Origin of the sequence: Colwellia sp. Bg11-28 (assembly GCF_002836245.1) — a bacterium.
Taxonomy (GTDB): Bacteria; Pseudomonadota; Gammaproteobacteria; order Enterobacterales; family Alteromonadaceae; genus Colwellia; species Colwellia psychrerythraea_A.
The window spans coordinates 1,982,057-2,003,875 of the sequence record NZ_PJBA01000006.1; the positions used below are offsets into that span (position 1 = coordinate 1,982,057).

Genomic DNA, 21,819 nt, shown 5'->3' on the forward strand with positions numbered 1-21,819 from the left:
TCATTCGTCCATATTATTCTTTTTTATTGGTGAGCTTTTGGGGACGATTAGGTTGTTATTTTGATTACTCCCTTGAATAATCTTAGCATCTTGTTTATCTAGGCACTCCCTGATGATACGAAGTAAACATTTGTTCTCGTAAGGTTTAGCTATGATAGGTTCATCCAAAATGATGTTGTTATCAATTTGATTACCTTGAAAGCCACTCGCTAATAATATCTTCAATTCTGGATACAGTTTTTGCGCTTTTTCAACCAAAATATAACCGTTCATTTTAGGCATAATAATGTCTGAAAACATCAAGTCTATTGAATTTTCTTCTAATACAGCTAACGCCTCTATCCCATTTGTTGCGGCTAACACTCGGTAACCTTTGGCGGCTAAAATTGTTTGAGCTAAAGCACGAAGTTGAGGTTCATCGTCGACAACAAGAATGGTTTCATTCCCAAAAACACTCGATTGATCCTCTTTATCTTCTACTTTATTTTCTGCTTTATAATCTTGTTTAGGTATGGGTAAATAAAGTGAAAACCTTGTTCCTGATCCTAGCTCTGAATACACATTAATAGCGCCCATAGAGGATTTAATGAATCCATAGACTTGTGCAAGACCAAGCCCTGAGCCCTGATCTCCTTTGGTAGAAAAGAAAGGTTCAAAAATTTTATCTTGTATCGATTTACTCATCCCTTCACCATTATCTTCAATCGATAACTGTACGTACTTCCCCTGTTCAATATTAAAGTTAGCTGCTTGTTCTTTTGATAACTCTACTTCACAAGTGGATAAGTTCAATACTCCACCATGGGGCATGGCATGCATTGCATTAATTGCCATATTTAATAGTGCATCTTCAAAAGAGTTCCGATCAATATTAATCTTGTGAATTGCATCATCAAGGTTGAGCCTTAAATCAACCGACAATAGAGTCTTGCGCAGTACGTCTTTATTATTTTTAATAAGCCGATTGATGTCTGACTCTTGACTCGCATCAGGTGTTTGACGAGAGAAAGAAAGTAATTTACGGGTGAGTTGGGCTCCTCTATCGCCCGCTTGATGGATTTGTTCGACAAAATTAAGCAATCCAGGTTGATCTTTTAGCTGGGTTTTTAAAATATCACTATAGCCAATAATAACGCCGAGCATATTGTTATAATCATGAGCAATACCACCGGTAAGTTGCCCAAGCGCTTCCATCTTTTGAGTTCTATTTAGCAGTTTTTCATGCTGTTTCGTCTTTGATAAATCATGACAAACCCCGACAAATCGTTTTCGCTCATCTTTATTTTTAGGGAGCTCAGCAATGGTTAAATGTAAAGGAAATGCCTTCTGATCTTTATTTTTACCGACAAGCTCTCGACCTCTTCCTATTATTTGATTTTCACCGGTTAACAAGTAATTATTAATGTATTCATCATGTTGGGCAGCTAACTTTTCAGGCATAAGTAAACTAACATTGTTGCCAACTAATTCCTCTGCTGCATAACCAAACATGAGTTCTGTCGCCCTATTACAACTCAGTATTAAACCTGATTCATCAATGGTAATAACCGCATCAAATATTGCGTCAAGTGTTTGCGATAACTCCTTTTGTTGTTTAGATATTTTAGCAAGATTAGCAATATGTTCAGTCACATCATGACCAATCCCTATCACTCCACCAATATCACCATTTTCATTTCTTAAGGGAAACTTTGAGGTCTCAAGTACTTTATTGCCATCAAGCGGTCGACGGCTTGGCGTAATAACACAGCTCCCATGCAAGACTTTCTCATCTTGCATTTTGAAGTTATTTATTTGCTCGTCGGTATAATTAAACTGTTGATCCGTTTTTCCAATTAATGACTGCGATGATTGCTTTAAAGAGTGGGCAAAAGCATTATTCGCTAAAATATATTGATGTTCTGTATTCTTAGCAAAAATTAAATCTGGTGTTGAATTAATAACATTTTGTATGATTGCATTCGATTGCTTTAATTTAAGTTCTACTTGTTTTTTTTCTGTTATATCAATAACAATACCTTGATAAAAAGTAACGTTATTATCTTCACCTCGTTCAATGGTTGTTCTATCTTCAACCCAATACATTGCTCCTGAAGGAGAAACAATACGGTATTCATGAATAAATTGTTTTACACCTTTTTCAGTAAAAGACCTAACTTCTTGCATCACACGAGCTAAATCTTGCGGATGCACCATATCGGTATATTTAGTTTTCCCCGAGAGTAAATCACTTGCCTTAACCCCCAATAAATCAACATTGCTTGATACATGTTCTACTGAGCAGTCGGGCTTCCAGCGAAAAGCAATAACTCTACTATTTTCAATAACAAGCTTTGATTTCTCGAGGTTGTCTTGATAGTGCTTTAGTTCGGTAATATCACGCGCATTTACCATAACACCATAAATATTACCGTCATTTTGATAATAGGGCGACATTTCTATATCGATAAACCATGCCTGACCCGAAGAGGATCTCATCCACTTTTCTAACTTAATAATTTCTCCTGCTAAACAACGCTCACTGTAAACTTTAAGCTCTGACTCAAAATAACCTTTACTATAAATATCACGAGGATGCTTACCTATAACCTGATCAATGGTTAAATTAAGTTTTTCTGCATAAGCTTGGTTCACCGCTAAATAAACAAATTTATCATCAAGCAACGCTTGCATGCCTGAAGATAAAGTCACCATAGATTTATATTGATGTAGATTTTTATTACTTTCATCTTGAAAAGACATCAATTTTTTAGTGACCAGCATGGCTATAAAACCACAAATTACCGCAAATAATATAAGAATGGTCGTCGATAAAAAAATAGAATTATTTACTGAACTGACTGCAAACATAAAGTGCTGAACAAGTCCTGTTATAAAAACACTGAATACCGTAAAAGGAGTAATAAAACGAATCAAAGCGGTAGAGGGTGACAAGTGAGTAAATGTTTTCATAAAATAATTTTTATTATCATTTACTATGAGTACTCCAGACACAGATAAAAAACCTAAACTGGTGGATAAAGCCATAGGTATTATATCTTGTGTATTATAAAAAACAGGTGAACGATAAAGGTAAGTAACTATAAATAATAAGGAAATTAACGATAGTAGTGTTGTGAAAGAATTTTTTATTAAACCAATAAAATGGCTGACGTCACTCTTTTTATTGTGATTTAATAGTATGAATAAAACACAACTGGTGAGAAAAAAGCACAGCCCTGTTACTGGAGACATTCTGGCGATGGGAACACCATTTAAATCGCCATAATTCGGCACTATATAACTCTCAAAATTAAGCTCAACGCCAGTGAAATATTCAACAATTTCTAACAGCCCAAAGAGCGAAACTATTAATAACATTAAGCCAATAGACTTTTTATAACGATAAAATTGACGAGTACAGTTAACCCAAATAAACAAAGCTAAAAAAGTCACTAAAAGTAAAGCAGAAGTTGACGGGGCCATTGGAATAAAGCCTTCATCAATACTTAAGAAGAATTCAAATAAAGGTAAATATGAAATCCCCCCGAGTACAGCGAGGCTAAATATACTTGCAAACATAATTAAGTTTAATTTTTGTTTCACTTGTACTCCTTTACTTTTTCTCAAAACATCTAAAAGTTATGACTTCTTTGATATATTTTCCATCACCACAAAGCACTTATGTTCATAAAACCGATTAATTTAAAGCCAATTGTTTTAGTAAAACAGGAATATCTATCGGTTTATTTAAACAAGTTTCTGCACCAATATTTTTAAGCTTTTCAGCATCACTTTCACTAGTATTTCCAGAAATGGTAATCACCCTAATATGATTTTGAAGAGGATTTTCCTTTACCGCTTGGCAGACTTGAAAACCATCGAGACCAGGCATTTTAAGATCCAACAACAGTATATTCGGAGTAAAATCGTGAAGTTTGTTCGCTGCATCGAAACCATCTAAACTAATTTCGACTTCAACATTTTCAATCTCTATTTTGAGCAGCGCCTTTAAAAATTCAGCAAAATGAATATCATCATCAACAATCAACACTTTAGGGTTTTCACTCATTTTTATATTAAGTTGTATGTTTTTTTTAGCCGCAAATTCTTTTATATCATCAAGTTTGAAGCGACGATGCCCGCCAGCAGTGACTCTTGCTTTTAAGTTCCCTTTTTCTGCCCACAAACGTACCGCAGCAGTAGAAACCATAAGTAATTCAGCGACTTCTTTAGGTGTTAAGTAGCTTTTCACTGACTTTTTCGATGACATGTAGATAACTTAATTGATAGTTGATGCATAATAATTATTCGCTAACATATAAGAAGCCCTTAAGCTTTTATATAGTTTTTTACCCTTTATGTGATGAAATGTGATCCAAATCAAACGCAGTAAAGTTTTGTTGCGTTTTTTGCGATTTTTATTGTTTTTATGATTCTATTCCGTAAACTTTACTTTCATAAATAACATGAAACATTCATAGCAGGCTCTAATGAGACTTATAGATATATCCTTTAATAAGAAAATTTTTATTTTATTATTTTTTCCTCTATTGGGCTTTTTAGGGATCGGATTAAATGCCATTGTATCTTCCCTTTCGACCAACAATGAAATGGAACAACTGAGTAAGTACACAAAACTGTCTTCTGTGTACAGCGAACTGGTTCATGAGCTACAAAAAGAAAGAGGAATGACAGCAGGTTTCCTTGGCTCAAAAGGAGTGAAGTTCGCCTATAAATTACCAAGCCAGAGACAAAACACCTCCAGTATTGCGGGGAAACGATTAGATTACTGGCAAAATAATCAATTTGATAATAAGCAGGTTCAACAATTAAATGACAATATTAATCAGCGTTTAAATATGCTCAATCAAATTAGAAGTAATGTTGACAGTTTATCAATCCCTATATCAGATGCATTATCCTTCTATACCAAAACCAATGAATTACTGTTGAGTGTTTCAACAATCATTTCTTCGATTTCTACTGATGCCAAAATCACAAAAGAAACGGTTGCCTATTATAATTTCCTTCAAGGTAAAGAAAGAGCCGGTATTGAGAGAGCCGTATTAACGGGTACTTTTGCTTCAGGTAAGTTTAATCCAGGTATGTACCAGAAATTCATTCGGTTTCTTTCTGAGCAAAATACGTATTTTTATAGCTTTAATGCCTTCGCGAGTAACGAAAATAAAAATTATTTTAGTCAAAAACAAAATGCCCCTTCAATTAAAGAAGTGATAAAGCTAAGAAAAATAGCGATAGATAATGCTACTTCAGAAAACCTTAATGTAGACGCTTCTTTTTGGTTTGAACAAGCAACTAAAAGAATTGGCGTGTTAAAAGAGATTGAAGATGAATTAACACGTTCATTATTATTACTCACCAAAGAAACCCAAGGTAACGCATTCAACTCGTTAATCTATTACCTAATATCTTCATTAATGATTCTTTTGTTAGTTGCTATTTTTAGCTTCTATATTTTGAAAGAACTACATAACCAAGTGACAGATCTTACCTGCGTTATGTCAAAAGTCAGTGATGGAAATGATTTAACCGTTAGAGCCAAATTTACCGGTAAGAGCGAGTTAGGGCTCATTTCTACGGCATTAAATTTAACGCTTGAAAAGTTTGCTGGTGCCATGAGTGAAATTTCTACTTCAAGTACAATGCTTGCAGCCGCATCAGAAGAAACATCACAAACATGTGAACATAATTCACGTTCTTTAGTTGAGCAACAAGATGAGATTACGCTTATTGCTACTGCGATAGAAGAGTTATCAGCAACGGTTAAAGAAGTTGCAGGAAATACTCAACTAGCCGCTGATTCAGCTAAAGAAGCGGATGAGCAGGCACAGGGTGGCGCGGGTGTTGTACAAGAGTCTTACCACTCAATTGAACTTCTTGCTGAAGAAATAAATAATTTAGCGTTGAGAATAACAAGCCTTCACGAAAGTAGTAACAATATAACTAGTGTGGTTGATGTGATTAAATCAGTCGCGGAACAAACTAATTTACTAGCCTTAAATGCAGCTATTGAAGCAGCAAGAGCCGGAGAACAAGGGCGTGGATTTGCAGTTGTTGCTGATGAAGTGAGAACTTTAGCACAAAGAACTCAACAATCGACCAGTGAAATAGAAGGTTTTATATCGGCGCTACAATCAGATGCTAACTCAGCCTATAGTGTGATAGAAAAAAGTCAGAAAATGGCAGTGAGTGCAGTGGAAAATTCTAAAAATGTTGAACAAACATTAGGCGCTATCACCCATTCAGTCAGTACCATTTTTGCGATGACCGAGCAAGTTGCTGTTGCGGTAGAAGAGCAAGCAATGGTTACTCAAGATGTCGCTAAAAATGTTGTCACTATTGAACATAAATCAATGGAATCGGCTACAGGTTCAACTCAAATTACCACTACAGCCAGAGAACAAGCGATATTAGCTGTAACATTACAAGATATATCGACGATATTTAAAATATCTTAATGTTTTGACGTTAATTGATAAAGGTTGAAAGTTATTAATATTTACTAGAAATTATTGATAACTTTCACATAACTTAAATCGATATCATAGCCATTGTCCCAAGCTTGAAAATTAGCAAGTCTTAAAGCTCTCACTGTAAATCCTGCCAATAAATAACTCAATTTTCTTTTATTTATTCAGTCAGTCCCCCTACAAAAAATTATTTTTTTTGAAGGTTTTAACATACCCATAAAATAAATCTAAAGGGGCTAAACATGATATTTAAGGTTAACCTCCAAGCCACTGTTAAAACTGTATTTTTTGAGTTTTTTTCATTAAATGCTAAGCTTACCCCATTGATGGTATTATCTGTAGAGAATGTTACCTATGCAAATAGGCAAGACTAGACAGTGTATGAACAAACCAAAATTTAAGGTCGGCGTACTCAATTCACCTACGTTACTCAACACTCATAAGTGTAATTATTTGTTAGCCATATAAAGTAGTTCTTAGTTTTTTTACCCATTTTGATCATTATTCTATAAGGAGTGTCTGATGACATATGAACAACTGGTAAATTTTTTAAACATTTCTATCGCTTCAATTGCAGAGCAACCTATCACTATTGGCGACATTTTGCTGGTCCCCACTTTTTTGATTATTGGTTTTTTCTTGACAAAATGGTCGGTAAAAATAATTACTCACCGCTTAACAACCAAAAATACCGATCCTAATATTATTCATTTACTGCAACGAGTATTCTATGTTGTGGCAATAACGATCATAGTGATCACCACGCTAGACGTTATCAATGTGCCCATCACTGCTTTTGCATTCTTATCGGGGGCTATCGCCATTGGTTTCGGTTTTGGTGCACAAAACATTATAAATAACTTTATTAGCGGTTGGATACTAATGTGGGAGCGCCCTATTCGCATAGGTGATTTTCTCGAAGTTGAAGATGCAAAGGGTATCGTTGAGCAAATTAACACGCGGTCAACACGGATAAAGCGTGTTGATGGCGTACATTTATTAATACCAAATAGTAAGTTAATTGAAAATACGGTGATTAACTGGACGCTTGTCGATAGCTTAATGAGATCAACGGTTAGAGTTGGGGTCGCTTATGGCACGTCAGCAAAAAAAGTGTCTGAACTTATTTTGCAGGCAACAACAGAGCAGTCACGAATATTAACTGATCCAAAACCTCTGGTTGTCTTTGAAGATTTTGGTGATAACGCCTTAATATTTGAAGTGAATTTTTGGATGAAGTCAAATGTTGAAGGGGGGTTGAGAGTGATGAGAAGTAACATTCGTTTTAGATTAGATGAACTATTTGAAGAGCATAATATTATTGTTGCCTTCCCGCAAAGAGATGTACATCTTGACGGTTCAATTACTATCCTAAACAAGGATTAACCAAGGCATTAATGCCTTATTTATAGTGGACTGAAAAATCAAGAAGCTGCTTCGCTGGTATCGGTTTACTAAAATAATACCCTTGCACTAAGTCACATCCCAATTCCTCTAATAACGTGAGTTGCTCCTTCGTTTCAACACCTTCAGCAACTACTGTCAGCCCTAAACTATGTGCCATTGCTATGATTGTATTAACTAACTCACAATCAGCCTTATTTAGCGGTATACCACGAATAAAGCTCTGATCTATTTTCAGTACATCAAAAGCATATTGTCTTAAATAGCTTAAGGATGAATACCCTGTACCAAAATCATCCATTGATAGTTTTATACCCAACTCACTAATTTCAACTAACGCATCATGAATATGAGATTGCCCACTCATTAATACTCCCTCTGTAATTTCAAGCTCCAGATGTTCAGCAATAACATTTGTTTCACTCAGTGAATCCTTGATAAAGCCAAGTAATGTTGAATCTCTGAATTGGCAAGGAGATAAATTAACTGCCATTGTGAATTTTTGCTGATGAATATTTTGCCATTTATTTAAAAAACCGAGGGCTTGCTTAATAACAAATCGCCCAATAGGAATAATAAGCCCAGTGTGTTCTGCAATGGGAATAAACTCATCAGGTGTTACATTACCTAGTGCAGAATTGTGCCACCGCAACAACGCTTCCACCCCCGTGATCTTTTGTTTTTTAACGTCAAATTGAGGTTGGTAATATAATTCAAATTCATTACGCTCCAAGGCCCCATGCATTTGTTCTTCAACTTCAAAACGACGGAGCATCATGGTATTCATTTTCTTAGAAAAAAACGAATAAGTATTTCGTCCTAAATCTTTTGCTTTATACATAGCGGTATCTGCATTTCTCAACAAATCAGAAGCACAACGGCCATTTTCAGGTGAAATGGCAACACCAATACTCAAGGTCAGCATTAATTCTCTACCATCTATTACAAAGGGTTCCCTAAAACTTTTAAGTAAATTTTCAGTAATAACTAACGCATCGTGATTTTCAGTTACACCGCGTAATAGCACAATAAACTCATCACCACCCAAGCGCCCTACAGTATCTCCTTCTCTTAATACTTGCTTTAATCTATGGGCTGATTGTATGAGTACTTTATCGCCTATCTCATGACCCAATGAATCATTAATTTTCTTAAAGTCATCTAAATCAAGAAAAAGCACTGCGATTTTTTCATTATTCCTTTCAGCTTCAGTAAGCATTTGAGATAAACGGTCGAGTGCTAAGAAACGATTGGGTAATGAGGTTAATGTATCAAAATAAGCCTGATGCCTTATTATTTCGGCAGATTTATATTGTTCACTAATATCACGAATGATGAGTACTATTTGATTATACTCAGGCAAATAACTCATTCTTGCCTCAAAATGCACCAATCCATGCGGCATAGTTAACTCATACTCAAAAGTTATCATCCCTTCTTTTTTTAATATTTTAGCAACATGAGCTTGAAATTTACTGACGACCTCCTGAGGTAATATATCTGTCATACGTTTACCAATAAACTGGTGTGGCGCAACGTAGAGATTCTTTTGGTCACCTGTATGATAATCAACAATAGTGCCATCTACTTCCATCAAGAAAAATAAATCAGGTATTGCATTAAAAATTGTCTCAAGCATATGCTCTTTAAATAGTGCTTGGGATTGGGCATGTTTCACATCAGCTAAATTGACGTCAATACAATACATTTGCTTTTTATTATATTGATTAGTAAATAGCGCATGACTTGAAAAAACATTTACATCATTACCATTTTTATGACATAAGGTGATTTCTGAAGCAGGAATTTCAATGCCTTTTTTGAGCCAATCACTGTGCGCACCAATAACTATCTCACGCATGGGCTTAGGGATAATTAAATCTTCTAATTTTTGCCCTAGTGCTTCTTTTTGGGTGTAACCATAAAGTAATTCACTTCCGACATTCCAATAAATTACCCGACGCTGTTCATCATATCCCTGTACGGAAACAATATTTACAGCATCAAATAATTGGTGAAGCGAATCATTAAGAACATATTGATGAGTTAGTTCCTTTTCAGCTTTGCTTGATTTCATATTAAGCTAAATCCAAGAATTCCTTTACTTTTATAATAGACTTACATAATCAATTTGGCACAACTAATTGATTATTTTTTAATCTACATCAAAATATTAAAGCGCTGCCCTGCTAATCCTTTGGCGTGTAAAACTGGAAATTTCAATTGAATATTTAGAAATGGAGATAGAAACTGCTTTGTCGATTTAGCAAAGCACCGAAACTTATATTTATGACATAGAATAATTGAGGTACTTACGTCCTCAATTATTGGAAGGAAAATAAAACTAACGCTTTAAATATTGATTAAAATCGATATCGCTACAGCCGAGTACTACTTTCACTCGATTAGATGCACCTAGCTTTTTAAGAATGGATGAAACATGTGATTTAACGGTTGTTTCAGAAATATGTAAATTAAAGGCAATTTGTTTGTTTGCTTCACCTTTAGTTAAGTGTTGTAACACAATCAATTCACGCCGAGTCAATAAGGAAATACTTTCAGGTAAGGCTTGAAACTCATTTTTAGTCACTGTTGAGTTCGTTGGCGAGCGCATAATATCTGATGGTAAATATACGTTGCCTTGAAAGATACTGTCTAGTGCATCGCCAATAACATCTTTCGAAGATGATTTGGCTATAAAACCAACCGCACCATAAGAAAGGGTTTGTAGAATTTTTTGTTTCTCTTGCTCTGCTGAAACAATAACAACAGGCGTTGTCGGGCATTGATTACGTAGATCTAGCAAACCGCTGAGGTTTGACATACCAGGCATATTCAAGTCTAACAATATTAAGTCAATCTCATCATTATCTTTAACGAAAGCGAGTGTCGATTCTACATCCTCAGTTTCATAGGTGGTTGAACCGGGATACTTTATGCCGATAATATTTACAATGGCATCTCTAAACAACGGATGATCGTCTGCGACTAAAATTTTATACATAAGGCTAACTACCATGCGATTAAATTAACTATTTAAACTTAACATGTTACAAGTACTTAGTTAACCCTACGTTAGTTGTAGGTAACTCATCTTTTAGTGCAACACTTACCCAACAATAGATCAATAAACACCCAAGCCATTTAAAGGTGCCTGTTGCTAATTATAGCTAAAATCTGCTTAACCATAACGCTTGGGTGTAAATTAATATTCATCACCTTCCCCACACACTAACGAGGAAGCATGATGAACTGCGCGTTAGAAAGTTACCACTGCGCCAATTGAGAAGGTGTTATTATCTTCTGCTATCAGTGAGTTAGTTGCATCAACTTCGGTATTGTTATATTCAAATACCGCTGTTACACCAGGAACAATCGTTCTAAAATAAGCCACACCGGTATTACTATGTACCGCATCACCAACAATGCCAACAACCTCAACATTACCAGCATTTGTTGTTTCAGATTCACCGTAAGTTAATACAAAACGGTTATCATCCATTGTGTAGGCTGCTTGTACTAGATAACCATCAGATTCAATCGTATCAACCCCAACAATATGATCTAAACCTGCAACATGACCTAAACCTTTTGAACTATAACCAGAAGCAGTTAATGATAAGCCTGAAAACATAACGTTAACGCCGTAGCCAATACCTGATTGATTTTGTTCAACATCATTTATTTCACTAGTTTGCGCTACACCACTAACCCAGGCTTTCATTGAACTGTTTTCATTAAAGCTTGTGTTGTACATTAATTCAGCTTCAAAACGCGGTAATTCTTCAGATGAGTCTCCCGCTGTTTTATTAGGGTCCATAATACCTACCGCTAATTTAAAGCCGTTCATTTCAGGTGTTCTATAAGTCATTTGTGCTTTTGGCATTGGGTAAGTGTAACCCGTAGCAATGTTACCGAAAGACACATTACCGCCATCAACTAAACCAAAAAAGTCAGACGTTTGACCAAAACCAAGTAACAGTTCATCACCTAAAATATTAGCACGGTTATAGAGACCAAAATCTTTACCAAGTAAAACTTCACCCCAGCTACCACTTACCGTTGCATAGAATTGACGCACATCAATTAGTGAACCTGTGCCCAAATCAGCTGGCGATGCATCACGATTATTATCGCTATCACTTAGAGAAACCCAAAATGAAGAGCGCATACCAATTTTCACATCTGATAATTGCTTAGCAAAATTAAAACCAATATTACTTGGTAGGAAGCCTGTGCGAACACGCGATTGAGTACGATCTTCTTCCATGCCAGCAGCATTGGTTGAATCAATTGAGCTGTTAGAATAAAAGACATTGACTAAGCCATCAGCACTAAATGACATGCCATCTTTTTCGTAAATTTCAACTGCTGCATTTGCGTTGAATGCTGCCATAGTCATTGTTGCTGTAATTAAGCTTAATTTAAATAGTTTAGTCATTTTCATGCTTCCCGTTTTATCGTTATTATTTAGTACATCCATGATAAAACCATCCAATAGAAAGAGAATGAGTCAACTTACCCAAATAGCTTGTTATTTAGTCGCATACAAAAGGCTTACTACTTTAGGGGGAGCAAGGATGAGAAGTGAGTAATTGCTTTTGTTAGTTGGAATAAACGGACTAATTTGAGGGAGTAATAGAGCTCTGAGCGGGAACTAAAAGACAAATAAATGAACAATATGACGACAAGGCTGACTTTATTTAATTGAGCTATTAAGAGTTTTTACTATGAAAAACTAAGTAAAGGTAAGTAAAAGTAATAACAGAGTCGACAATATTTACAGCACTGATTGTTCATCCTTTTAAATTGATCTTATTATTGCCTTACGCAAATAAATATCGCGCGTTAGTCAATTTGCCCCGCAAGTAAGCCTGGGTACTTAGATAAAAGCTTTGCTTGCCATGCTAACTCAGACACCCCAGACTCTTTACGCGGCCTAGGCAAATCAACAATGCTCTGATGAACTATGGTACTAGGAGAGTCACTCATAAAAATAATGCGGTCAGCTAAATAAACAGCTTCTTGCAAATCATGGGTTACAAACACAACGGTAGTACCTCTTTGTTCGCACAAATCAATTAACAGTTGTCGTAATCGTGCTGCAGTAGGCGCATCAAGAGAATTAAAAGGCTCATCTAATAACAGCAACTGTGGATTTATTGCAAAGGCACGCGCGATGCTTACCCGTCGTTGCATGCCACCAGAAAGTTGACTTGGAAAATACTCCCCTTCATTTGCTAAACCAACTTGCGCTAATAAATCATCAATTTTGTGAAACTGGTTCGGTTGTAGTATCAGCTCAATATTCTCTCGAACGGTAAGCCAAGGCATTAACCTGGGCTGTTGAAAAATATAGCCGAGTTGATGTAACGCTTTATTACTTTCACCCTCTTCTTGCAAAGCCCGTTCATTATAAGCGTTCTCATTATAAGAGATGTGCTGGCCCGAACAATTTTCAAGACCACTAATCATATTAAGTAAGGTCGACTTTCCACAACCCGACGGCCCTATGAGGGCAACAAACTCTCCAGGCTTCACAGTAAAATCCAATTGCGCTAATACCGCTTGGTCACTGTTTGCATAATACTTATTTTTTATAGCGACATTGAGTTCAATCAAAACGGGTTCCTCTGGCAACAAGTTTATCAAAGGGTTTAAAAATCAGCGCTTCAATGAGTAAAATAATCACAACAAAGACAAGGGTATAGGCAAGAATCCCTGCAATATCAAAAAATTGAAACAAGGTATTCAGTGCAAAGCCGACGCCATCACTTCGCCCTAGCAACTCAACCACTAATACTATTTTCCAAATTAAAGATAACCCTGAGCGGGCAGAAGCAATGATAAAGGGATAAAGTTGCGGTAAAAATACATTAAAAAAGGTTTTACTGGCTGACAGTTGGTAAATTTTAGCAACCGCCAATAAGTCTTTATCGACCGCTCGCGCTCCTTCTCGTATCATCACAACTACCGTAGGGATCTTATTAATAACCACTGCAGCAATGGCCGCAGATTCAACTAAACCAAACCAGATATAACAAAGTAAAATAGTCACCAAGGCTGGAATATTAAGCATGATAATAAGCAGCGAATCGCTTAGTTTATTAATCCGAGCATTAACCCCCATCATTATTCCAATAATGCCGCCTAACAGCATCGCAATAATAAAGCTCAGTAATACACGTCTAAGCGTAATCAAAATATTAGTCACCATCTCACCTTCATTGAGGTGAAACTGTACACTGTTAATCACGGCAAATAGTGAAGGAAAATCTGGGCTAGCAATTACCCATGCCAAACCCTGCCATAATGCAGAGATTACAATAATAACGCCGAGCCGCAATAATAAAAGTGAAAACAACTCCCTTGAAAATCTCATGGTCAAAGCGCCTTTGTGTAAAGGGATATTTTTAAAAAAGCTTTTTGGTGTTGCAACATTTTTGTTGAAAAAGAGTTTCATTGAAGACTCTTAGCACGACTCGTTTTATCCAGCGTATTGTTTCGCCAGAAAGTTCCCTCGCTTAATGCCGTCGCTTTACCAACCAAAGCACTGCCGCCCTGCTCTGCTAATATCTCAAAAACCTGCTGACTTGCCGCTATTTCTTTGTCACCAAATTCACGTAACAAACCTGCGCGATAATCTTTTTTCAATAGGGTAAATACGTCTTCATTTTCAGCTTTAATCAAGGGACGAATACGTTGCCACTCTTTATCAGATGATAATAATATTTGCTTGGCTTCTAGTGACGCTTGCAAAAATCGTGTTATCGCCTCGGGATGTTCATTTGCCCATGTTTGATCAAATACCCAACCTAACAAAGGTATTTTAGTTTCAATTCCAAGTTCCGCAAGCATTTGAGGCACAGTCACTAAGGTCTTATAACCTGCCGCTTTCAGTCTAGCGCCATAGTGCCAAAAGTTAATTGCGGCGTCTAAATCACCGCGTAGCATTAGTCTATTTAACAAAGGTGGCACGGCAAAAGTAGGTTCAGCTTGCTTCTTTAAATCAAGTCCATATTTTTTTTGACTGTAGGCTTGCAATAACAACCAACTTTTATCAACAGCTCCGCCAGCAATACCTACTTTTTTTCCTTTAAGGTCGGCCAAAGATTTAACTGCAGAATTAGCAGAAACATAAAGTCCTCCAGTCGCCATTGAGGTTGGGTACATGGTATACATTCTCTGTTCAAAACGCTGACGGTTCACCCAAAGCCAATCACTGAGGATAATATCAACCGCCTTACTTTGTAAGGCAACCGCAGAGGCATTTTTACTGGCTAATGCCATTACGGTTAAATCAAACTGAAACTTCTTATCGAGTTGATGATGTTTAATCACATCAATTTCCCAGTTAACCGTGCCGAACTTTAAAACACCAACACGTACCTCAGGTTGGGCAACGACATAAGAAGATAAGAAAAAACATACCATCAAGCCAATAAACCATTTACTCATCTTTTTTCCTTTTCTATCGATTCAATATTAATTCTAGTCTTAGTCTGGACTAAAAGTTGGCACTAACACCAAAGTGAATAGCGCGCGGTTGACCACCAAAGAAGCGATAAGAGCCAAACGCATAATCAGCACGACTAGCGTATTTCTCATCGGTTAGGTTCTCAATACGGGCAAACAAATTAACATGACGATTTATTTGAACAGCACCACGAAGTTGCCACAAGTTATGCCCTTTATACTTACGCTCATTAGCTGGGTCTAAGAAGTAGTCCCCCATATGTAACCATTCTAGTTCAAGGGTTGTGTTAGTCGTTGGTAACCAGCGTAATCGTGTATTGGCAAGGTTTTTAGGTGCGGTATCAATCTCATTACCTTTTACCACGCCACTGCTTGGACGGTCGAATTCGTATTCATGCTCGCCATAACTGTAATTAATAGCCAGATTGATGCTTTCAGTAAAGTCATAGTTAACGCCGAGTTCAAGACCTTGATGTGAAGTTTTACCATCGGTAACATTGAGGCCACTAGCATCGCGGAAGAAAACGTTATTTTTAGTCATGGTATAAATAACAGCTTCATAATGAAATTTGTCAGTTACGCCACGTACACCTATCTCAGTACTGCTAATTTCCTCTGAGTCTATTTCTCCTACCACTTGTTGATTTTGTAATCGATACAAGTCTGTCGTTTGTGGCGCCCTAAATCCTTGCGACCAAGCGCCAAACAACGCGGTATCATCAGCAAATTGATAATTAAAGCCAAGCTTGGTACTAGTATTATTAAAGTGATCATCGCTATCACTCGGTCTAAGATACAAACAAGGGGTCGCTTCGCCTGAGTTATTAACACAACTGCTACCATCAGCTTTAGTGGTGCCGTCAGCAATGAGATTATTGTAACGATACTCGGTGGCATCAAAACGGATACTACCGGTGAACTTTAAAATATCGTTCACTTGCCAGTCTGCTTGAATATAGGGCGCTATCGTTGAAGCCTCAACCTCATAATCATAATGTGTGCCTTGTTGTCGTGCTTTACCAAAACTAAAGGTATCTGGCTTTTGTTGCGTTTGGGTCAGCTCTCCTTCAGTCCACTCAGCATCAATACCCATGACTAACGCTAGGTTAGCTTCTAGTTGCCAATAATAATTACTGGTAACTCCGACACTGTAATGACTATTTTCTTCTATCGCTTTTGACGGCAAGTAGTGTTGGCGAAATTCCATTTGATTGACCCGAAAGTATGGGGTAATACTGAAGTGAGTTTTAGCACTTAATAGACGTTGCCAGTTAGTAGCAATACGTAATGATGACCACTTACGATAGGCATCATCATCACAATTTTTTTCCATTGCATTACGGTCTTGATAAAGATTTTCATCTGCATAGTCAGAACTATAACAATCACTTCCATTGTCACCTGAAGAGATAAAACCAGCGGTATCTTGATCTAGTACAAAACCTGAAATAAGCGTGCTAATTTTATCAACACCTTCTTCATAATCATGTCTGCCATTGACCTTAAATGAAGTAAAGCCACTATCATCTCGATAGCCCTCTTCGTCAATAACTTGAAAATTACCACTGACACCTTGCTGATCCATTTCCCGACCTAGCGTGCCTTGAAGTTGAACGCGTTCATTCGGACCAAATAGTAATAAAACGTCCCCTTCATCACTCGGGGCTTTTGTTAAGACATTAATCACACCATGCACGGCATTAGAGCCATAGACAGCACTAGCGGGTCCTCTGATAACTTCTATTTCACTGGCTTGCGCAAGGTTCAGCTCTGATAGACCATTATTATTGGCAAAACCAGCAGATCGCGTAGCAATACCATCTTCGAGGAACAAAAAGGCGCCAGCAGCTCCCGGTCCTGTTAGCACAGGAGAGCGCATTGAAGGCAATGATTCCATGCCATTATTAGTTTGAATATGAACGCCAGTTGCACGATTAAGAATGTCGCTAGGGTGAACAGCGCTAACAATGTCGATATCTTCAGTGGAAATGCGATCGACATTGCCGGCAAAACTCAACAAGTCAGAGGCTTGTCGACTGCCGGTAATGACAATAACCTCGGTATGAGATGAATTGTTTTGCTCGATTTTTATATCATCATCTGCCAGCGCTATCCCACTTAAGCTAGTTAGTGATAAGGCGCAATAAGAAAGGTAAGCAGGATAAGAGTTTTTGTACATCGATTTGATCTTATAAGAGATAAAATACATACCCTAATCCTATTCTCACTGCTGCAACAATGCTTTCCTCCTTTAGTATGACAAAGCTCGTCTTTTAGTGAGTACGCCAGTATTCTACCGATTCAAATAAATTTAGAACTGATAGTTAATACTGACGCTGATAGCACGTGGTCTTGATGGTCCGACAAAGTATTCATCAAATTCCGTATCTGGGTATAGTTCGCCTAACACTTCATCGGCTTCGCCATAGGTTCCAAACGTATCAAAATGACGGTCAAATAAATTATCCACTTTCGCAGATAAACGTAGTCGCTCATTGATTTGATAATTCAGATAAATATTGGTTACTGCATAACCCGGTATTTTCTTATTATCGTTTGCTTCATCACCTCGATAATAAGATGAAGAGGCATATAAAAATTCTGTGCCGACATTTATCTGGTCGTTGAACATCCAATTTATATGGAATTTAAACTGGTTTTGAGGTTGTCCTGGTATTTCATCACCTGGATTAACTTGTCTGTTCGGTCCTAAAGGATTAACAGGACTAAAAGAGACAAAGGGAGATTCAAACGTTGCTTTTAAATAGTTATAACTAGCACTAAAATCAACATCGCCAACTTGGGTGGAAAACGCAAGTTCTAACCCTTGGCGTTGAGTTTTATCAAGGTTGATAAAATAACCTTCATTAGACTTTTCTCCCGCCTGTTGGAAGATAATATCTTGATAACTCAAGGTTGAAAAAACCGTGGCTAGCGCTGAAAAATTGGTATTATCGTAATGCAAAGACGCTTCTGTTGTTTTGGCAACAACTTGCTCAAGAGGCGGATCGGCAACAAAAGCATTGGGTAATTTACACGGGTCTTCTTCATCCGCACAACTCAATTCAGCAGGACTGGGTGTACGTGAAGATTCACTGTAACTTAATTTCACCGTGTACTCTTGATTAAGCTTATAGTTAACAGAAATTGCCGGATTAAAACGATGAAAAACATGCTCACCGTTTAGTGAGCCTTTGCCAGTCTCAATTTGATCCTTCATGCTCACATCGGCGTAATTGTAACGACCAGCGAGGTTAAGGGTAAAATTCCCTCCGAATGTCATCGCATTTAAAAAGTAAAGGTATTGCTGTTGAGTTTTCACCTTTAAACTTACACGTGATTCACTATCATACAAACCAATACCGGTTACCGAACGGTCATCATCTACTGTTTCATTATTAAGTATGCCAAATTGGGTATCGCTGTTGAAACTAATTTGAGCTTGATCTACACCCAAGCCAAAAATAAATTCATTATCAACAGCGTAGAAAGATTCAGAAGTATCAAAATGACTTAATCCAACCCATTGCAGCGCAGCACCATAACTCTCGTTATCCGTGAAACCTGTGTTCAAAGTACCATCTATATCGTCTGCATCAATATCACTTAGTTCGCTTAACCAAGTATCTTCATCATAACCAACAAAATGAACTCGCTCTAAAGAGTCATCTTCACCCTCTTCACACAAGCTATAAAGCGAGCCAGACTCACACTCTTCATAATCACTGTCATCACCATTTAAGCTGTTAATTTCGTTTTGGCGATAATAAACATTTGCCTGCCATGACATTTGATCGTTAATAACATTGTCGGCCTTAACAATGAACTGTTGAAAACTCGTGTCGGTTTTATCTGGCTGGGTATAAATAGCGCTTCTACCCGCTAATCCAGCAAGTTTTTCTGGCACTGCGCCATTACCAAGCATTTCGTTATTATTGGCAGAAACAATAAAATCGATGGTACGACGTTCACTCGCATAAGTAAGGGTTGCAAGCATCTGTTGTAATTCACTTGCAGAATGATCTCGCCAACCATCCTCTTGATACTTGTTGGCAACAAAATAATAACCCCAATTGCTCTTATTACCGCCAGATTGCACCGTATATTGTTGTTGTCCAAAACTACCAAAACGAGCCTCAAGCTCATTTTGTGTATAGCTAAAGCCATTTTTTGTCTGTAACGCGAGCGCACCGCCTAAGGTGTTTTGGCCAAAAGCAGGGTTTGAACCAGAATATAAAGAAACAGTGTCAAGCGCCGCAAGAGGTATTAAATCCCAATTTACGGTATCACCAAAGGGTTCATTAAATCGTACGCCATTTAAATAAACAGAGATGCCCTGAGGTAAGCCTAATAGCGGTGAAGCGGTAAACCCTCTGTATTGAACATCAGGCTGAAATGGATTATTTTGCACGTCATTTATATGCAGACTGGTCAGCTGATTCTTCATATGTTCGGCTAAAGAGATAGCTTGCGATTGAACAAGCGCTTGCGCATCTATCGTTTGAACACTGCCAAAAGCACTGTGATCACTGACGACAGTACTCGACAGTGGCGTTTGACCATAAACATTAATTTTTTCCATATCATTTATATCTTGTCCTAATACGGGCAAGATAATAAAAAAGCTTAGACAGGCTGAGACGCTTTTCATAAACATTCCTGAGATCATAATTAACGCTGATGATGGTGCAGTCTTCGTCAAAAATCAATCAGAGTGAAGTCAATTACAAAGCAACCAATACACAATAAAGGATTACATTACAACAAGTTAAAAAACACCAGCTTAATCATTGTCATGCTAAAGTATGAGTGATTTACTCCTCTATGTTTATACCTTTATTAATTGAATATCTATTTAAGCAATGTCAGCTCAAGCGTAATCAGCCGTTAATTTCGTCTATTGTTATCGATGACTCTGCACTATTCACCTCCACAACCACCACAACATACGCCATCTTCGCCATGCACTTTTTTATTCTCTTCCTCTTCAGTTGAGTTATTTTTTACAGCATTATCGTGTTCGTTTGACTGTGCTGATACGTTATCGTTGGTTTGCGCTTTGTTAGTCTTGAAAATATTAAACATGATGTTTTCCTATTATTTGATTGAACGGTTAAGTAAGTTATTTTTAGCTATTTATCTGGTTTTAGTTAATTTAGTTAAGTTTGATTTGAAAAGATGAGCACTGAGACCATCTGATCTGCATTTATGCTATCTGACGGTAATCAATGATTAACTCAACATCTCTTCCAGTGAGTGTTCTACTCCCAATCGTTGATGTACTACCGGACTCGTCGTTGTGTATAACGTGGGAATACGGTCTTTCTCTAAAACGGTTTCGGCAATAGAAAACGCTGCTAACGCTGCCTCATGAAAGCCGCTCAGAATAAGCTTTCTTTTACCGGGGTAATAATTAATATCGCCCACGGCATAAATGCCAGTTACTGATGTTTGAAATGATTGCGTATCTACTTTTATTTGGTGTTGATGCATTTCAAGCTGCCAATTATCTATTGGTCCAAGTTTGGGTGACATCCCAAAAAGAACGACGAGTTCATCAAGTTCCACTCTGCGGTTAACGCCATCTTTTGAGGTAATAGTCAGTCCTATTAGCTTATTTTCTTTTTCTTGAAAACTGCTCACTTGGCCACATAAAAACTGCATTTTTAGTTGCTCACATAACTCATACATTTTATTAACGCTGCTTTTTACTGCTTTAAAATGACTACTTCGATGAATAAGAAGCACACTCTTAGCTGTTTTTTGCAGCGTTAAGCTCCAATCCAAAGCAGAATCACCACCGCCTAGCACAACCACATTCTTATCTCTGAAATGTTCGATATTACTAATACGGTAAAACAGTTGTGTATCTTCAAATTTATCGATTAACGGCAGTTTTAATTTAACAGGTGAAAAAGCGCCATTACCCGCCGCAATAACGACTGCACGGCAATGAATTTGTGTCTGTTTATGAGTCGTGACGATGAAAGAATGCTCTGAGACTTTCTCGATATGTTCTACCCGTTCAGCCAATAAAAATGTAGGGTCAAAAATTGCAGCCTGTTGCCAAAGGTTATCTATCACTTCACTGGCTTTTGCGTTAGGCAAGGCAGGAATATCGTAGATAGGTTTATCTGGGTATAGCTCACTGCATTGACCCCCTATCTCCGGCAAACTATCAATTACAACAGTACTTAATCCTTGTAAGCCAAGCTCGAATATCTGAAATAAACCAACGGGACCTGCACCGATAATAGCAACATCTGTAGTTAGGGTTTTCATAAGTACCTCCTTGGTACAGTTAGCATGTTCTCAGGGTTGCCTCAGCAACTTGAAGAATTGGTATTTTTTAAATAATGAAATATGTGGGTTAATTCATGGTGATTTTCACTTCTATCAAGTTCATTACCACAATGTTGAGTCCACTCATGTAACACATATTGCAGTAATGGTACTGCAGAAGGCA

Annotated in this window: 14 protein-coding genes; 2 read left to right on the forward strand and 12 right to left on the reverse strand. The window is 37.3% G+C overall.

Annotated elements, in window-relative coordinates; translation table 11 throughout:
- Together CXF79_RS15825 and CXF79_RS15830 are read right to left on the reverse strand one after the other, a co-directional pair.
- Positions 1 to 3,585: a PAS domain S-box protein gene (locus tag CXF79_RS15825; protein WP_101156120.1), complete on the reverse strand. Its 3,585-nt coding sequence runs from the start codon at positions 3,583 to 3,585 to the stop codon at positions 1 to 3.
- 94 nt (positions 3,586 to 3,679) lie between these two features.
- A complete protein-coding gene (locus CXF79_RS15830) occupies positions 3,680 to 4,234 on the reverse strand; it encodes a response regulator (protein ID WP_198560072.1) in 555 nt (184 codons plus the stop codon).
- A gap of 238 nt (positions 4,235 to 4,472) precedes the next feature.
- On the opposite strand from CXF79_RS15830, the gene CXF79_RS15835 reads away from it, so the two are divergent.
- Together CXF79_RS15835 and CXF79_RS15840 are read left to right on the forward strand one after the other, a co-directional pair.
- Positions 4,473 to 6,461 (forward strand): methyl-accepting chemotaxis protein, encoded by a 1,989-nt coding sequence (locus tag CXF79_RS15835; protein ID WP_101156124.1) that lies wholly within the window; start codon positions 4,473 to 4,475, stop codon positions 6,459 to 6,461.
- 534 nt (positions 6,462 to 6,995) lie between these two features.
- On the forward strand, positions 6,996 to 7,859 hold the full coding sequence (locus CXF79_RS15840) for a mechanosensitive ion channel family protein (protein ID WP_101156126.1): 864 nt from the start codon (positions 6,996 to 6,998) through the stop codon (positions 7,857 to 7,859).
- Between the two features lie 16 nt (positions 7,860 to 7,875).
- Here CXF79_RS15840 and CXF79_RS15845 read toward each other — a convergent pair whose 3' ends face one another.
- The 10 genes from CXF79_RS15845 to CXF79_RS15890 form a co-directional block, all read right to left on the reverse strand.
- Entirely contained in the window at positions 7,876 to 9,954 is a 2,079-nt protein-coding gene (locus CXF79_RS15845) for a sensor domain-containing protein (protein ID WP_101156128.1), read from the reverse strand.
- Between the two features lie 267 nt (positions 9,955 to 10,221).
- A complete protein-coding gene (locus CXF79_RS15850) occupies positions 10,222 to 10,881 on the reverse strand; it encodes a response regulator transcription factor (protein ID WP_011042756.1) in 660 nt (219 codons plus the stop codon).
- A gap of 255 nt (positions 10,882 to 11,136) precedes the next feature.
- Positions 11,137 to 12,318 carry a porin gene (locus CXF79_RS15855; RefSeq protein WP_011042755.1) on the reverse strand — a complete coding sequence of 394 codons (1,182 nt, stop codon included), beginning with the start codon at positions 12,316 to 12,318 and terminating at the stop codon, positions 11,137 to 11,139.
- A gap of 407 nt (positions 12,319 to 12,725) precedes the next feature.
- A complete protein-coding gene (locus tag CXF79_RS15860) occupies positions 12,726 to 13,499 on the reverse strand; it encodes an ABC transporter ATP-binding protein (protein WP_101156130.1) in 774 nt (257 codons plus the stop codon).
- Positions 13,492 to 14,259, reverse strand: coding sequence for an ABC transporter permease (locus CXF79_RS15865; RefSeq protein ID WP_101156401.1), 768 nt, complete (start codon positions 14,257 to 14,259; stop codon positions 13,492 to 13,494). Before CXF79_RS15865 ends, CXF79_RS15860 begins: the two co-directional genes overlap by 8 nt.
- Before the next feature lie 77 nt (positions 14,260 to 14,336).
- Positions 14,337 to 15,335, reverse strand: a complete 999-nt coding sequence (locus tag CXF79_RS15870; RefSeq protein ID WP_101156132.1) for an ABC transporter substrate-binding protein — start codon at positions 15,333 to 15,335, stop codon at positions 14,337 to 14,339.
- 49 nt (positions 15,336 to 15,384) lie between these two features.
- Positions 15,385 to 17,532 (reverse strand): TonB-dependent receptor, encoded by a 2,148-nt coding sequence (locus CXF79_RS15875; protein ID WP_232769198.1) that lies wholly within the window; start codon positions 17,530 to 17,532, stop codon positions 15,385 to 15,387.
- 132 nt (positions 17,533 to 17,664) lie between these two features.
- Positions 17,665 to 20,004, reverse strand: coding sequence for a TonB-dependent receptor (locus CXF79_RS15880; RefSeq protein WP_101156136.1), 2,340 nt, complete (start codon positions 20,002 to 20,004; stop codon positions 17,665 to 17,667).
- 269 nt (positions 20,005 to 20,273) lie between these two features.
- The gene (locus tag CXF79_RS15885; RefSeq protein ID WP_081428709.1) at positions 20,274 to 20,438 is read right to left on the reverse strand and encodes a CCGSCS motif protein; all 165 of its coding nucleotides are present in this window, start codon (positions 20,436 to 20,438) and stop codon (positions 20,274 to 20,276) included.
- A 147-nt stretch (positions 20,439 to 20,585) separates the two neighbouring features.
- Positions 20,586 to 21,635 carry an NAD(P)/FAD-dependent oxidoreductase gene (locus tag CXF79_RS15890; protein WP_101156138.1) on the reverse strand — a complete coding sequence of 350 codons (1,050 nt, stop codon included), beginning with the start codon at positions 21,633 to 21,635 and terminating at the stop codon, positions 20,586 to 20,588.
- Positions 21,636 to 21,819 lie beyond the last annotated feature (184 nt).